Raw genomic sequence first — 15,740 nt, 5'->3', positions numbered from 1 at the left:
GCATGCAAGCATCAACCACCCTTATCCTGCAGGCCATGCAGCGCGTCGTGGCTGAAATCCCCGCCGGGCGGGTCATGAGCTATGGCGCCGTGGCCCGCGCAGCGGGCTTTCCACGCCATGTCCGTCTGGTCGCCAGGGCGCTGGCGTGCGCGCCGTCGCCATTACCCTGGTTTCGTGTGCTGAACGCCCGGGGCAGCATTCCGGTACGCGGCCTGACGGGCGATGAAGCGCTGCAGCGGCTGCTGCTGGAGGAAGAGGGAATCGCCTTCGACCAGAACGGCCGACTGGATATGCGCGCGCTGGCCTGGGCACCGGACGAGCAGCCGCATGGCGACTAAGAGACGGCCTCAGCCGCCGCTTTTCTTCACCACCCACCCCTGTTGCTGCAACCAGGGCAGCAACGCCGCCACATGATCTCCCTGGATCTCTACCACCCCATCCTTGACCGTGCCACCACTACTGCAGCGCTGGCGCATCCCTTTGGCAAAGCTGGCCAGTGCCTCCCCCGCCAGCGGAATACCACTGATCACCGTCACACCCTTGCCCTTGCGCCCCTTGGTTTCACAACGCAGGCGTACCACGCCGTCACCGGCAGGCACAGCGGGAACCTTGCCACATTGGCATTGCGCCTGCGGCAAGCGGCATTGCGGACACATGCGCCCGTGTTCGGTCGAGTACACCAGACCACCAGCTGAGGTTTTCATTTTGCCTTCCTGATTTGAACCGCTGCGAAGCATAGAACTTGCTGTCCGCCACGGCAATCCTTCCCTCGCGGCCAAAACCTTGATCTCAATTAATGGAAGCTGTTAACTATCTGGGATATGCTGGACACAATAATGCGGATGTCATCGCTCAACATATAAATACATCAGGGAGCGGCTACCCAAGGGGGCCGGAGACAACATGCGCAGATTTTCCGATTGGCCGATCTGGTTGCGCCTGACAGGGGCGATCTGGCTATGTCTGGTGCTGGCATGGGGCGCCATGATCGGCTGGGAGACCAAGGTCAGCCGCGAGATTGCCATCGACCAGGCAACCGACATGGCCCACTCGATCAACGAAATGACGCTGGCGGGTTTGACCGGCATGATGATCACCGGCACGGTCAATCAGCGCAATGTGTTTCTGGATCAGATCAAAGAACTCTCTGCCGTGCGCGATCTGCGGGTGGTCCGGGGCAGTGCGGTGGTCAAGCAGTTCGGTCCCGGCGCCGGGTCTGAGGCCCAGCCGCGGGACGAAGCCGAGCGCCAGGCGCTGATAGACGGCAAGCCGGTCATTCGTATCGAGTCTTCTCCCGAAATTGGCGAACACCTGCGCATCATTTATCCGGCACTGGCCTCGACGCAATATCTCGGCAAGAACTGCATCAGCTGTCATATGGTGGCGGAGAAAACGCCGCTTGGTCTGGTCAGCATGCGGATCTCGCTGAAAAAGACCTACGACTCGGTCGCCAGTTTCCGCAATCAGTGCATCGTGTTTGCCATGTTGCTGTCGCTGCCGCTGGTGCTGATCGTGTTCCTGTTTGTCCGTCGTTTCGTCACCCGTCCCCTGCAGTCCATGGAGCACCGACTGGCCACCATCGCCAAGGGGGAAGGTGACCTGACCCAGCGCCTGCATGACCAGCATATGGACGAAATCGGTCGTACCGCGCGACGTTTCAATCAAATGCTCGGCACCATTGCGGATCTGGTACGCCAGGTGGGCAACTCGGCCAATGAGGTGAACGAGGCGGTGCATACACTGTCGGCTCAGACCGCCAGCCTGAGCGAGAGCTCACGCCAGCAGAGCAGTCAGTCGCATGTGGCGGCCGACTCGGTGGTGGAGTTGGCCGGGCACATCAGCGATATCGCCGCCAGTGCCAATCAGGTCAATGACCGGGCCAAGGAAAGCCTGTCCCGTGCGGAAGAGGGTGTGAAGAGTCTGGCGACGCTGCAAAAGGATCTCGGCCAGGTGGAAACCGCCGTCAAGGTCATGGCAGAAGCCGAAAGCGAATTGATGGCATCGACCAGCGCCATTACCGGCATGACGCAGCAAGTGCGGGAAATTGCCGATCAGACCAATCTGCTGGCCCTGAATGCCGCGATTGAAGCTGCGCGCGCGGGGGAGGCCGGACGCGGCTTTGCCGTGGTCGCCGATGAGGTGCGCAAGCTGGCCGAGAAGTCGGCACTGTCCGCCCGGGAAATTGACGAGGTCACCCGTGCCCTGGGCCAGCGCTCCGAGATGGTCCGCCAGACGGTCATGACCAGCCTCGACTACCTGTCGTCCAGCCATCAGTCGGCCGACCGGGTCGCCGGCGTGCTGGACAGCGCCAATGCCTCAGCGGCCGAAGTGTGTGATGGTCTGGCGCAGATTGTGTCTGTCACCGAACAACAACAGCAGGTCAGCAATGCCGTTGCACGCAACATCGACAGTATTGCCGAGCATGCACTGGAGAATGACGCCTCAATTCGCCATACCGTCGAAGCGGCCGAAGAGCTGGAACGGCTGGCTGAACGGTTACATGCGCTGGTTTCACGATTCCACACCTGACAACATCCGGCAAAAGGCACGCCCGCAACGGGCATGCCTTTGATTTACCTGGAAATAAATTTCATTTAGTTGCACAAGGCAACATTTTTCCTCGAACACCTGGACATCTTATGTCACAGGGATTTTCGAGAAATTAGCGACACTTTCCTTCGCCAGACAATTAATTTTCTCTTCTTTGCTTTCACTCTCCCTGCGCATGAAATATAGTTGATTTACAACAATCATCAGAATCGACTGATGGCTTTTTTACGTCAATCTGATTGTTGCTGTATCAAAAGTGATTAATTTTTGTTGGTTGTTGTTGACAACCGCATACTCGAATTATATCTTGCTTTCTGGAGCAGTAAATTATCTTCAGGAATCTGTAATGCAGCCCTCAATCGGAAACTTGCTGCGCGAGCTGACCCGCCTCTACAACCAGGCACAGCGCGAGCATGTAACCAGTGGCCATGACACCTCATCAACCCAAAGCCATGTGCTGATGGAGCTTGGTCAGGCCGGCCTGCTGACCCAGCAGGAACTCGGTCGCCGCCTCAGCCTGGACAAGGGCTGGGTCAGTCGGGCCGTCGAAAGCCTGGTGCAGGCAGAGCTGGTGGCCAAATCCCGCCATGACAACGACCGGCGCAGCCGCTGGCTGGAGTTGACGGCCAAAGGCCGCAAACGCTACCAGGCCTTGAATGTGTCGCTCGACAGCCACGCAGAACAATGGATGCAAACGCTGGATGCCGCGCAGCGCGAGCAGATCCGCAAGGCGCTTGCCATGCTGATCGCCGGCATGCAGGGCAACGAGCAGCCGGAAGCTGCCGCGGCAGCATTGGCCGCCGCACCGGTGTCCGCCACGTCAGCCGCAAGCGAAGAGCCCATGCCTGCCGGGACCACCGAGACAGCGCAAGAGGCGGCCGCTCCCGTCGGCGAAGAAGCCATGGCCGAGCCGGTGAAAGCTGTCGAGGCCACCGCAGCGACCATCGCCGACGAACAGCCTGAAGTTGTCACGGAAGCCGTCGCCGAGACGGTCGCCGTGGAAGTGGAAACGGTCACGGCGGCGTCTGCCGTCGAGGCGCCGGTTGCCAAGGCAGAAACCCCTGCAGCGACACGGCCACACTCCCCCCTGGCGGACAAGGTCCGTCCTCCGGTGCCGGTTGCGCATACCCGGATTGTTGGCTCCAAGACCCTGCCGACACGTCCGCTGTTATCCCGCACCACGCCGCGCACGCCCTTGTCGCGTGCGGCGCAAAAAGGAGAAGACCGCCAGCAGGAAGCGCTCGATGCCCAGTCCCGCGCCCCGGTCACCCCGCCGAGCGAACCGGTGGTTCGTCCGACCATCAGCAGCACCCGGGCGGTCCCGCCGGCAGCGACAACCAATCCCCGTACGCCAGTGACACCGGTCAGCACTCAGCCGGCACAGCGTGCCACGGCCAGCCGACCCGCCGCGCCCGTCACGCCAGCCATGCCGCAAAGCATGGCCGGCGAACCGCAACGCACCGGATCGCTGTTCCAGAAACTGCTGTCTCAGGGCTCGCTGTTCAACAAGCTGCTGCAGCGCGAGCAGATGCAGGAAGCGGAGGTCGAAGAGCAACCGGCCCCCGCTGAAGTCGAACCGGAGGACGGCATTCTGTTTCAGGCCGCCTCCCCCACCGACTGGAACGAGATTCGCAATCTGCTGACCGCCAATCGTCTGCCGGTGCAGGGTGCGCTGAATCACCTGATGAATTTTGTCGTAGCCACCGAGAATGGTCGCGTCATCGGCGCCATCGGCATGGAAGTGTATGGCGATATCGGCCTGATCCGCTCGCTGGTCGTGTCGTCGCACATGCGCGGCAAGTCGGTGGCCAAGCGGCTGCTGCGAGCGCTGATTGAACGAGCCCGCGCCAAGCAGATCGGTGCGCTGTACCTGTTGTCCGGTCCAACCGACGGTCTGTTCTTCGCCCATGGCTTCGACAAGATGGCCCGGGCAGACATGCCGACCAAGCTGTATGTGTCCTCCGAACTGCAAGGTGCCAGCTCCAGCTCCACCACGGCGTTGCGCCTGATCCTCTGAGCAGACACCACGGTCATCCCACACCCCCTGCCGACACGTCGTCGCCAGGGGGTTTTTCATCCCTTCCTTCGCCAGTGGTCTTCACCCGCAGCCCATCCTGTCGGCGCACGCCGGCTCATGCGGCAGGCACACACAGCAAAAACCCCTGGCGTGCACTTGGCTCGGCAGGGGCTTAAAAAATGGCCGGTCTTGCGACCGGCCAAAGTCAGCTTGATAGAAGCTGAGGTACTTGATCTTTACTTAAGCGTTGGCCTGGGCTTCAGCAGCCTGAGCCTTGCGCTTTTGCTTGACCGAATGAGCGATCCAGCCATACATCGGCACGGACAGCAGCATGGTCAGCGCGCCGTAGAACACGATGTCCTTGCCGGAGCCAGCCAGTACGTAGAAGCAGTAAACGATTGCCAGCAGGGCGATCAGACCATACTTGGAGAACTCTGCCTTGCTGACATTGTTTTCCTTCATGATCGGATAGATACCGGCCACAGCCAGGATGTACGGTACCACGTTGGTGAACACGCACAGCAGGGTGATGATCTGGAACTGCGAAGCCAGGTCAGGCGAAACCGTCATATAGCCCAGGAAAGTCATCAGCAGGCCGGTCAGGATCATGCCCTTGAACGGCGTGCCATACTTGTTGGTTTCCGAGAAGATCTTCGGGAACATGCCGTCATCAGCAGCAGCCTTGGACACTTGGCCAGTGGTCAGTACCCAGCCGTTCAGCGAACCCAGGCAGGCCACTACGGCGCAGAAGCTGACGAACGAGCCGGCCCAGCTGCCGAACATGTATTGAGCGGCGGTACTGAACGGTGCGGCAGAAGCAGCCAGTTCCTTGGCCGGTACCACGCCCATGATGGCGAAGGTCGACAGGATGTACACCACGGCAGCGAACAGGGTACCGAGCATGGTAGCGATCGGCACGTTCTTCTTCGGGTTTTCCACCACGCCACTCACGACGCAAGCGGACTCCAGACCCAGGAATGCCCACAGGGTCAGGGAAGAAGCCGACATGATGGCATCCCAGCTGTTCTTGCCGGACACGTTCCAGTTGGCGCTGATGTATTCCGGATGGAAGAAGAACCAGCCCAGAACGGCCATACCAGCTACCGGAATCAGCATCCCCAGCGAAGTGAACTTCTGGATCTTGCCGATGAAGCCGGCACCCGGATAGTTCAGGAAGGTGAAGAACCAGATCGCGACGATGGAGGCGATCGCACCCGTCATCGGGTCCTTCAGTGCCGGGAAGAAGTAGGACATGTAACCGATACCGGCAATGGCAATGGCCACGTTACCGACCCACAGCGACAGCCAGTAGCACCAGGTTTCGGTGAATGCCGCATATTCGCCAACGCCGTCACGGGCGTAAGCGTACATACCGCCCTCTTTCGGGCACAGGAAACTCAGCTTGGAGAAGGAAACAGCCAGGGCAATCGCCCCACCGGTGGACAAGATCCAACCAAAGATACTGATCGAACCGACTTTGGCCAAACTGGCGGGCAGCAGGAAAATCCCGGACCCCATCATGTTCAGCGCAACGAAGATTGTCAGCGCGGACAACCCCATTTTCGACGACTTAGAAGACATATTATTGCTCCCAATGTACTGCAACGAACATTAATCGGTATGGCGTCATGTGGATAAATCCACACCCGTTGACGCCGACCAATTGGCTTTCGCATCCCTGGTGATCGCCAGTTGCCCGACAACCTCCTTGATCCGGCATGCGCCCGGACTCTCGTTACGATAAGACCGGGATTCTGTACAACCCCCGAAACTACCGGGTTACGCCATCGGTCAGGCACACCATGCGTTTGCCCAACCAGAATCGCTACAAGCTGAAGCCCACTGCTTCACGTCACAAATATGAGAAATTGGTAATATTCAGAATTGTATATAATGTGCTTCCGATGACAACTTCACTACTTGATGCACATCAAGTTCCAATTCAATTCCGCACATTGCGCTGCAGCATAAATGCAATGACGAAAGAATAATCGAGACATGCAGTTCGAATTAATTTTGCCCAGTCACGCACCTGGCATTCTGACGCTCAAATTACTGGCAAAAATAAAACAAGCGCTGCACATGCCGGATAGATAAGGCAATTTTCTAATCATGCGCGCCAACTGTGACCACTATCCGACCGCGTCAGGGACGATCCCGCCATAGTAAATACGGGACATGACAGCAGAACGACCGTTCAATATCGCGCAGAAACCAGCACTGGGCCCAAAATCATTAACAGTCGCAGAGAATTTTTTGCGTTATAGCACAGGCGCAAGACAACACCAGCCTGTCTGACAGCACTTTTGACTTAGCTCACATGGGGAAATCTTCCTGATTTTGGCCGTAAAATGCTGTTTTTCCTGATAAAACAGAATGATTCACCGCGATCAGTCAGCGAAAAACACTACAGAGAAGTCGATTTGCGTTCAGCGCAAGGGGCATGATTTGTCGGCACGAACGGGCGACAAGGGGAAAACAGCCGAACATCAGAAAAACGTCGTAAATGAGCATAACTCAGCCACGCAAACAACATCAGAGTTTACTTAAGTATTCACAAATTCAACGACTTATTGTTTTTGACGCGCAAACAACCCTGATCACCACATGGGCAAATAACAATAAATTGGCACGATTATTGCTTTAACGATTTCCGTGCACTCAGGCCAGCAGCAATCTGAGTTTGCTGATCAGGGACTCGCGACGACAGCCCGAGCGGATTTGTTCGGCGACCTCCAGGATTTCGATCCGGTCATCGAGCGCCGAGACGGTCAACAGCAGGCGGGTGCCATGCCCGCTCGCGCGGCGCTGCCGGGCAGCCAGTCCCCCGGTGGACAAGTCGTTCTCTACCGCCAGGAAAGCAAAGGTTTCACGCAGCATACTGCCCACCTGCAGGGCAAAGGCGATGTCATGGCTTTCTGCCGGCAAGATGACAATGTCGCGGCGGACGTGGGTCACCAGTGGCTGGCTGCGGGCCTTCTCAGCCAATTGCAACAATGGCTCGACCATGAAGGCAAATCCGCAGGCCGGCACAGGTCGGCCAATGATGCGCGCCGCCATCTCGTCATATCGGCCACCACGACAGACCACCGAATGTTCCTCCAGCGCAGCCGTCTGCCATTCATGAAAGCTCTGCTGATAGAAGGGTCGGTGTGGGAACAGATCGGTGCGGACACTATGCGGCAAGCCCGCCTGGGTCAGGGCGGACGTCAGGCGCTCCAGCCGGACCAGACTGGCACTGGAAAGACAATTCATGATGCCGGGAGCGGTCTCGATCAGCTCGCGCGGCACGCCGGCCAGGCGACCGCCCAGCAGCACCTCTGGGGCAGAGGCCAGACTACCTTGCGCCAGCGGGTCGAGTCCGGCCAGCACCGGGGCAAAATGCTGCCGCAGCAAGGCCCGATATCGAGCCAGCTCGCGCGGCGTACCCAGACTATTGATCTGCAGCTCGACCCAGGGCAGCAGCTTCAGCCGCTGCAGCAGCGCATGCTCCAGCAGCAATTGCTCCAGCTCGATATCGACATCATCGTAACCCAGGGCTTCGGCGCCGATCTGATGGAACTGCTCCAGCTGACGGCCGTCCAGATGATGCGTGCGGAACATCGGCCCCTGATACCACAGCCGTGCCGGCAGTTCGGTCAGATGCTGTTCGGCAATCGCCTGCAGACAGCCCATGGTGCCATCGCTCAGCAGTCTCGCGGCCCAGTCATCGGCTTCATTGCTCTCATCCAGCAGAGGCAGGCGAATTTCCCGGTAGTCCTCACCCTGCATCACCTGACGTGCCACGCCTTCCAGCCTGGTCCAGTATTCGAGCCGGTCGGGGTAGTGTTTGCGCGGTCGTCCGGCAGGACGCGGCCGCACCGGCACCTGCAGACGACTCTCCAGTGCCAGGCAATCATTCAGATTGGCCAGGACACTATTCTGTCTCAGACAGGTTTCCACCCGGTGGATAAAGGTGGCACCGAGTGCCACCGAAAGAAACTGTCGGTAGCGGGCCTGACGGCCGGAATCATCCGGCGCCAGCGCCAGCCAGGCAGGATGAGGCGTCAGGAAATCCAGCCGGTGCATGCCGAGATGCGCCGGCGCACTGCTCAGCCAGACAGGATCAACCTCGCTGCCGGCTTCCTGCGCCCGCAACTCAATGTACTTCTGACACAGCAGAAAATACCCCGCAGGTTCGATGCCTGCACTGCGATATCGGCCCTCCCACAACACGCCGCTACGCCCGTGACGACGATTGAAGTAGGGCACGTAGACCCGGCCGAGATATTGGGAAAACCGCGCCAGCGTGGTTTTGTCATCGGTGCTCAGCAACAGATAGACCTGGGAGGGCAACAGCCCGAAAGCATGCAATCGGATGCCCGATCGCTCACAGGCCTGGCGCAGATGGCCGACAAAGGTCCGATGATCCGCTTCGTCGTGAAACAACAGCTCACTGTTGTTGCCGCGCAGCGCGATCAGTTGGGGCAGTTCGGTGACCAGCAGTCTTTCCTTGCGCGGCATGCTCAGTCTCCCGCAGCGGACAGGGACTGCATGCGCTGCAGCAGCGCCGGCTGCGACAGGATGCCCAGCGGGCCCTGCGCCAGCGACCAGACCGACAAACGGCCATCCGGCAACAGGGTCAGCCGCCAGTCCACCGGATCAGGGATCTCATCCAGCGCCATGCCGGACAGCAGGGTACGAATACGAAAACCGGGCAGCTGGTCACGCAGGGCATGCCCCAGCAACACCAGATCGGTCGCCTGCTCACGGCTTTCTGCCCTCAGCGACACCCGGGGCACCGCACGGCTATCCGACAAATGGTGTTCGCACAGCACCTGCATCAGTTGTTCGACATCAATGGCCAGACCGGCCACAGACAATGGCCGTCCGCTCAGTTGGGTGGCCAGGTCATCGCAGCGACCGCCGATACACAGACTGTCTTCCTGCGTGGCATCCCGCCAGCGCCAGTCGAAGACCGAATGATTGAAGTAATGCTTGCCGACCGAAGGATCAGCGGCAGGCTGCCAACGGACCCCCAGCTGATCGAGCAGCCGGGTCCATTCGGCAAAATGCTGCCGGCTGGCAACGCCCAGCCGCTGAGCACCGGACCGGGCCTGCTCCTGCCAGGAGCCGAGATTGTGCACCGACAGCGACAGCAGGTGGGCCAGGCCGGTCATGCGGAACACATCCCGCACCAGCAGCACCAATTCGGCCTCGATGGCCGGGGTGGGCATATTGAAGGTCACAATGCCAAACTGCACGGTCTGACGCGGTCCTTGCGGACTGTGCCAGAGCACCGGGCCGATGAACCAGAGTCGTTCGGGGGTACGCCGCGGGGGCTGATGCATGGCGAGCACCGCGCGCACGCAAGAGGGCAGGCCATCCGGGCGCAGACTGGGCGAGACATCGCCGCGCAGGACATCCTCCTCCAGCGCCTGCAGGCGCAACTCCTGATAGCCATAGCGATGCATGACCGTACGGATCTGGCTTTCGACCCGGTAACGCAGATGACTCACCTCTGGCGTACGGCCATATGCTGCATCGCTGGCTATCATGTTCTCCGTCTCCTGGCGCCAAACTCATGTTCCTGGCGTCATTGTGACAGATTTACCACCGTGATCAGGCAGCCACTGCAGCCAGATCGGCCACGACATCATCAATCAGCGCATCAATGGCCTGCGTATCCAGATGATGGGCCGTGGTGATCAGGTGGGCATACTCACCCGAGGTCGCCAGGCAATGCTTCTTCCACACGGCCTCGGACGGGCAAGGGAAGACCACGGTGATCGAGTTGCGGTGGCGCCAGGCATCAATGCCGCAGGCCTGGAAACGATCCACGGCATACTGGGCCATTTGCAGGCAATGTCCGATACGGCGTTTCTGCTCGTCAAACCGGGTCGCATGAATGGCGTACCACAACATCAGCGGCGTATGACCATTACGCGAGCCGGTGATGGTCTTGTCGTGCGCGGCGATATAGTCGATTTCAACCGAGATCTGGTCCACATTGGCCTTGCGCGCCAGCACCACGCCACAAGGCATGGGGGTGCCAATCATTTTATGGCCCGACACACTGATCGAATCGATGCCGTCGGCAAAATTGAAGGGCTGCGGCTCGTCGACATAGGGCAGGATCATGCCGCTCAGTGCGGCATCGCCATGAATATAGTAATCCTCGCGGGCAAAGCCGGCCTGTTGCATCAGGCGCTGAATCCGGCCGATGTCGTCGATCGCTCCCTTGACCGTGGTTCCCAGATTGGCAAACAGAATGGGATGACGATCACCACTCTGGCTGATCTTGCGCATCAGATCCTGATAGTCAATTACGCCATTGGGCAAGGCATCCACCACCTGGGATTTGATGCGCAGCATTTTGACGATCTTGGCTACCGAGTAATGGGTTTCACGCGAATAGAACAGGGTGCTGTCCGGATACAGCTCGCGTGCCAGATAGCAGCCGAACATATTGCCTTCGGTGCCGCCATTGGTGACGTAACCCCAGCTTTGATCGAACGCAATGCGATACAGCTGGGCAAAATGGCGAATGACGTCTTTTTCGAACTCGAAAGAATTCAGCAGGTAGTTGCAGTACTCCCCCCAATCGCCGCAATTGTTCAGGGAAAAGCGCATGAAGCGCTCCAGACTGCCGTAATCGAAGTCGGCCGACTCAGGGTAACCAATATTGAAGTACTGGTTCTTGACACAATGAGCCCAGAAAGCATCCAGCTTGTTCTGGTTTTCGATGGACAGAGGCATTTTGTTTTCCTTTCGGAGCCAGCCGTCCCTGAATTCCTCCAGGTGGTCCTGACGTGCATTTTCAAGAAAGGGGGTAATGTAATCCCCTCATCGGCGCTGAAAAGACACGCAAGGCAAATATGCCCCGATATAGAGAGCTTTTTTCCCCTTCAAGGCACACTTTTTTCCCTGACGGGCGAAACTTTACCCCGTCCCCTTTTTCAAGAAACACTAACTGGGCACCTTCGCCTGTCCGAGAGGGCAGGCCGACGGAAAAATGACTTGCAATATCATTAGGCTAAGTCAATATTTCATCTGTATATCTATCCATATTGGATGACCATCGCCGCAGGCTCCTGAACGCATCTTTCCGGTGAATTTGATTCGTGTCGCTGCGTATCCTGACCGGCACCTTCTGAACAAGTGATTTCCCCGGCGGGCCTTGCCCTGCCGGGCAGGAATGCGAGGGAGATCCCTTGTTCAGAGGGTCCCTGGAGGGAGGGAATCGTCATGCCGGGTCCAGCACCACCCACCATACTGGGGCGTTTGTCTGCCGCCTGGGTCATCCTGTGTCTGCTATCAGTCGCCGGCCTGCTGATGGTCGGTCATCGTCATGACTGGTTATGGCTGCAGCTGCTCATCGGGCTGACGGTACTCATTTTTCCCGCGCCACTGCAGTGGCTGTCGTTTCGTCTGCAATCCTGGGCTCACTTCCGTGCCCGTCTGGCCCCTTTCATTGAGGCCATCCCCAACGCCGTCGTCGTGATCGACCGCGATGGCCGCATCGCCGCACTCAATGCCCGCACTGAAGCGTGGTTCGGCTATAGCCAGCAGGAACTGATCGGCGCACCGGTCGAAACCTTGCTGCCCCCCGCGTTGCGAGGCAAGCATGTCATGCTGCGCCAGGGCTTCATGCAGGCGATGACCAGCCGTGCCATGGGCCAGGGCCGGGAGCTGTTCGCCTGCCGCCGCGATGGCAGCGTCTTTCCGGTCGAGATCGGTCTTAACCCGCTGGCAACCAGCAAGGGCACGATGGTATTGAGCTCCATCATCGACATCTCGGAGCGCCGGGCCGTGGAAGGGCGTTTTCACGCCCAGGCGGCCGAGGTAGAGCGAGCCAGCCGCTACAAATCCGAGTTTCTGGCCAATATGTCGCACGAACTGCGCACACCGCTGAACAGTATCCTGATCCTCAGCGAACAATTGTGTGCCAACCCGCAACACAATTTGCTGCCACGCCAGATCAACTATGCAGAAATCATCCATCAGTCGGGTTGTGATCTGCTGGCACTGATCGAAGACATTCTCGATCTGTCGCGCATCGAGGCGGGAAAACTGGAGGTGCACAAGGAGCAGATGCTCACGTCGGAGCTGTGCAGCTACCTGCAGCGCGCCTTCGCCCCGATGGCAGAGTCACGCCAGCTGTCGCTGCAATGTGAGATGGCGCCCGATCTGCCCGATAGCATCGTACTGGACTTCAAGCGCACCTATCAGATTCTGAAAAACCTGTTTTCCAATGCCTGCAAATTTACCCCCGCGGGCGGGCAAATCCACATACGCCTGGCATTCGCCGAGCCCTGGCTGAGCTTTTCTGTCGCCGACACGGGTTGCGGCATCCCGCCGGACAAGCAGGAAGAAATCTTTCAAGCCTTTGTCCAGCTGGATGGCAGTGCCAGCCGCAAGTTCAGCGGCACGGGTCTGGGACTGGCCATCGCCCGACAGCTCGCCACGCTGCTGGGTGGCGACCTGCAGGTGCGCAGTGAACCACAGCTTGGCAGTACCTTCACCCTGCGACTGCCGCTGCTGCCCGACGAACTGGCTGACACGCCCCTGCGCCGGCTTGACGAGACAAAATCGTCTGCCGATATGCCCCTGGCGCTTCCTCCCGAACTCTCAGGACGCAAAGTGCTGCTGGTCGATGACGAGATCCGCAATGTATTTGCCATGAGCAGCCTGCTGGAAGAGGCCGGGATGAACGTCTGCGTGGCCCGCAATGGCCAGGAGGCGCTGGATATCGTCCGTCAGCAACCGGATATCGAACTGGTGATGATGGACATGATGATGCCGGTGCTGGATGGTTATCAGGCCACAACAGCATTGCGGCAGGAGTTGTGTTTTCACAAACCGATACTGGCCCTGACCGGCCTGGCGATGAAAGGCGACCGGGAAAAATGTCTGGCGGCCGGTGCCGATGACTATCTGGCTAAACCGGTGCAAAGGCAGGCATTGCTGACGCTGCTCAGCAAGCTGCTGCAACCCTCTGCGACATGAGAACACCATGAACGATGCGATTGACTGGGGTCATCTGGCCGCCCCGTCCCCCCCACAGATCCTGCTGGTCGATGACCGTCAGGATAATCTGGTGGTCCTGCAGGCAATCCTGCAGGAGTGCGGCGCCAACCTCCTGCTGGCCGAGTCGGGTGAAACCGCCCTGGAAATTCTTTACAGCGAAGACGTGGCGCTGGTCCTGCTGGATGTCAGCATGCCGGGCATGGATGGTTTCGAAGTCCTGCGTGCCATGCGCTCGAATCGTCGCACCAGTGATGTCCCGGCCATTTTTGTCACCGCCTATGCCCGGGATGAAAAACTGATCATTGATGGCTATCGCGATGGTGCCATCGACTTCATTCTCAAACCCATCAGTGCCGCCATCCTGCGCGGCAAGGTCAAACAGTTTCTGGCCCTGGATCAATACAAGCGCGACCTGCATCGGGTCAATCAGCTGCTGGGGGCACAAAAACAATATTACGAGTCGATGCTCAACGCCGCCGACGAGGGCGTGCTGGGGCTGACCCCGGATGGCCGAGTGGACTTCGCCAATCCGACAGCACTGCGACTGCTGGCAGCCGAGCCAGAACGGCTGCTTGGCCTGCACTTCACCGAAATCGGCCATGTTCATGGTGCGCAAGAGCCGGCCTGGGAGAACACGGTTTTCTATAGCTACTGGAAATCGCGTCGTGCTCTGCGACTCACCGACACCATGCTGCGCCGGCTGGACGGCGATACCTTGCCGGTGGCACTGAGCTGTGCGCCGCTGCCCGGTGAACATAGTGGCTCGGTCATCGTTTTCCAGGACATCAGCCATCACAAGAAACTGGAAGAGCAACTGCGCCGACAGGCCGTCACCGACGCGCTGACCGGCCTGCTCAACCGTCATGGCCTCAAACAGACGCTGGCCGGAGCGGTCTTGCGGGCGGCGCGCTCCGGCCAGCACCTGGCCCTGTTCTTCATCGATCTGGATCATTTCAAGGATATCAACGACACGCTGGGCCATGAGCTGGGTGACCGTGTCCTGCAGGCGGTGGCACAAAGACTGCAGCTCGCCCTGCGCGCCAAGGATGTGGTAGCGCGTCTGGGCGGGGACGAATTCACGGTGATTGTCGATGATCTGGAAGAGGTCGAACATGGCGCACTGGTGGCACGCAAACTGCTGCAAAGCCTGGAGGCGCCCTTTGAGCTCGGCAATCACACCCTCTCATTGGGTGCCTGCATCGGGATTGCCCTGTTCCCCGACAACTGCAGCGATACCGACAATCTGATGCTGGCCGCCGATCTGGCCATGTATCGCGCCAAAAGCCTGGGGCGCAATACCTTCGAATTCTTTACCCCGGAACTGAATGCGCGTGCGCAGGCCAGCATGCTGCTGGAGCAGGGCATTCGCCGCGGTCTGGATCAGCATGAGTTTTATCTGGATTATCAGCCGCAGTTCGATGTCGATGGCCAGCGGCTGATCGGCCTGGAAGCCCTGATGCGCTGGCGCAGAGCCAATACCACCGTACAGCCGGATGTCTTCATTCCCCTGATGGAGCAGACCGGACTGATCAACCGTGTGGGGGAATGGGTGCTGGAAACGGCCATCCGGCAACGTCGCCTCTGGCAACAGGCGGCCGTCCTGCCCGACGACTGTCCGGTCGCCATTAATCTTTCGCCACGGCAATTTGGCAATCCGCAACTGGTATCCACGGTGGCGCGCATCCTGAAGGACAATGCACTTCCCCCCTGCTTGCTGGAGCTGGAAGTCACCGAAGGGATCCTGATGGAAAACACCAGCGACAATCATCAGGTGCTGGAGCAATTGCGCGAACTGGGGGTGCGGCTTTCGATCGATGACTTCGGTACCGGCTATTCTTCGCTGGCCTATCTGATGGATTTTGACATCGATGCGCTGAAAATCGACAAATCGTTCATCGACCACATCGACACCAGCGAAAAGGATGCGGCCATTACCGCCTCCATCATTCAGCTGGCGCATAACCTGCGACTCAAGGTGGTTGCCGAGGGGGTGGAGACCATCGCCCAGCTAAACCTGTTGCGCCAGTTGGGCTGTGACTATGTACAAGGCTTTCTCTGTGCCAGACCAATGGCCCCGGAGCAACTGGCCGAGCTGGCACGCCGAGTCGGCGACACCGGGTCTCAGAGACCTTAGCGACCCGCAGAACAAGTGATTCGCCCTGCG

General features: G+C 59.1%; 10 protein-coding genes. 5 read left to right on the top strand and 5 right to left on the bottom strand.

Annotated features, from left to right (window positions below; translation table 11 throughout):
- Nucleotides 1–2: 2 nt before the first annotated feature.
- On the top strand, nucleotides 3–338 hold the full coding sequence (locus tag JNO51_RS16835; RefSeq protein ID WP_215779621.1) for an MGMT family protein: 336 nt from the start codon (nucleotides 3–5) through the stop codon (nucleotides 336–338).
- A gap of 9 nt (nucleotides 339–347) precedes the next feature.
- On the opposite strand, the gene JNO51_RS16830 is transcribed toward JNO51_RS16835, so the two are convergent.
- Complete coding sequence (locus JNO51_RS16830) at nucleotides 348–704, bottom strand: translation initiation factor Sui1 (RefSeq protein ID WP_215779619.1); 357 nt, start codon at nucleotides 702–704, stop codon at nucleotides 348–350.
- 199 nt (nucleotides 705–903) lie between these two features.
- On the opposite strand from JNO51_RS16830, the gene JNO51_RS16825 reads away from it, so the two are divergent.
- Both JNO51_RS16825 and JNO51_RS16820 read left to right on the top strand, forming a co-directional pair.
- Nucleotides 904–2,529, top strand: coding sequence for a methyl-accepting chemotaxis protein (locus JNO51_RS16825; RefSeq protein ID WP_252346132.1), 1,626 nt, complete (start codon nucleotides 904–906; stop codon nucleotides 2,527–2,529).
- Nucleotides 2,530–2,896: 367 nt separating this feature from the next.
- Nucleotides 2,897–4,567, top strand: a complete 1,671-nt coding sequence (locus tag JNO51_RS16820; RefSeq protein WP_215779617.1) for a GNAT family N-acetyltransferase — start codon at nucleotides 2,897–2,899, stop codon at nucleotides 4,565–4,567.
- A gap of 240 nt (nucleotides 4,568–4,807) precedes the next feature.
- Here JNO51_RS16820 and potE read toward each other — a convergent pair whose 3' ends face one another.
- The 4 genes from potE to JNO51_RS16800 all read right to left on the bottom strand — a co-directional run bounded on the left by potE (nucleotide 4,808) and on the right by JNO51_RS16800 (nucleotide 11,305).
- Entirely contained in the window at nucleotides 4,808–6,148 is a 1,341-nt protein-coding gene (gene potE, locus JNO51_RS16815) for a putrescine-ornithine antiporter (RefSeq protein ID WP_215779614.1), read from the bottom strand.
- Nucleotides 6,149–7,228: 1,080 nt separating this feature from the next.
- Nucleotides 7,229–9,070, bottom strand: a complete 1,842-nt coding sequence (locus JNO51_RS16810; protein ID WP_215779612.1) for an ATP phosphoribosyltransferase regulatory subunit — start codon at nucleotides 9,068–9,070, stop codon at nucleotides 7,229–7,231.
- A 2-nt stretch (nucleotides 9,071–9,072) separates the two neighbouring features.
- On the bottom strand, nucleotides 9,073–10,104 hold the full coding sequence (locus JNO51_RS16805) for an ATP phosphoribosyltransferase regulatory subunit (RefSeq protein WP_215779610.1): 1,032 nt from the start codon (nucleotides 10,102–10,104) through the stop codon (nucleotides 9,073–9,075).
- Between the two features lie 64 nt (nucleotides 10,105–10,168).
- Nucleotides 10,169–11,305, bottom strand: a complete 1,137-nt coding sequence (locus JNO51_RS16800) for a histidine decarboxylase (RefSeq protein WP_215779606.1) — start codon at nucleotides 11,303–11,305, stop codon at nucleotides 10,169–10,171.
- A gap of 489 nt (nucleotides 11,306–11,794) precedes the next feature.
- Here JNO51_RS16800 and JNO51_RS16795 point away from each other — a divergent pair, with 489 nt between their 5' ends.
- Entirely contained in the window at nucleotides 11,795–13,555 is a 1,761-nt protein-coding gene (locus JNO51_RS16795) for an ATP-binding protein (protein WP_215779604.1), read from the top strand.
- 7 nt (nucleotides 13,556–13,562) lie between these two features.
- Nucleotides 13,563–15,710: a bifunctional diguanylate cyclase/phosphodiesterase gene (locus JNO51_RS16790; RefSeq protein WP_215779602.1), complete on the top strand. Its 2,148-nt coding sequence runs from the start codon at nucleotides 13,563–13,565 to the stop codon at nucleotides 15,708–15,710.
- Nucleotides 15,711–15,740: the final 30 nt, after the last annotated feature.

The sequence above is a fragment of the Paludibacterium sp. B53371 genome, from assembly GCF_018802765.1.
In the GTDB taxonomy this organism is placed as follows: domain Bacteria; phylum Pseudomonadota; class Gammaproteobacteria; order Burkholderiales; family Chromobacteriaceae; genus Paludibacterium.
This window is presented reverse-complemented; position numbering and strand designations above follow the sequence as displayed.

What these genes read in the sequence shown, in the direction of transcription:
- JNO51_RS16835 (WP_215779621.1), top strand. Translation starts at nt 3, where the DNA reads ATGCAAGCATCAACCACCCTTATCCTGCAGGCCATGCAGCGCGTCGTG.
- JNO51_RS16830 (WP_215779619.1), bottom strand. Translation starts at nt 704, where the DNA reads ATGAAAACCTCAGCTGGTGGTCTGGTGTACTCGACCGAACACGGGCGC.
- JNO51_RS16825 (WP_252346132.1), top strand. Translation starts at nt 904, where the DNA reads ATGCGCAGATTTTCCGATTGGCCGATCTGGTTGCGCCTGACAGGGGCG.
- JNO51_RS16820 (WP_215779617.1), top strand. Translation starts at nt 2,897, where the DNA reads ATGCAGCCCTCAATCGGAAACTTGCTGCGCGAGCTGACCCGCCTCTAC.
- potE (WP_215779614.1), bottom strand. Translation starts at nt 6,148, where the DNA reads ATGTCTTCTAAGTCGTCGAAAATGGGGTTGTCCGCGCTGACAATCTTC.
- JNO51_RS16810 (WP_215779612.1), bottom strand. Translation starts at nt 9,070, where the DNA reads ATGCCGCGCAAGGAAAGACTGCTGGTCACCGAACTGCCCCAACTGATC.
- JNO51_RS16805 (WP_215779610.1), bottom strand. Translation starts at nt 10,104, where the DNA reads ATGATAGCCAGCGATGCAGCATATGGCCGTACGCCAGAGGTGAGTCAT.
- JNO51_RS16800 (WP_215779606.1), bottom strand. Translation starts at nt 11,305, where the DNA reads ATGCCTCTGTCCATCGAAAACCAGAACAAGCTGGATGCTTTCTGGGCT.
- JNO51_RS16795 (WP_215779604.1), top strand. Translation starts at nt 11,795, where the DNA reads ATGCCGGGTCCAGCACCACCCACCATACTGGGGCGTTTGTCTGCCGCC.
- JNO51_RS16790 (WP_215779602.1), top strand. Translation starts at nt 13,563, where the DNA reads ATGAACGATGCGATTGACTGGGGTCATCTGGCCGCCCCGTCCCCCCCA.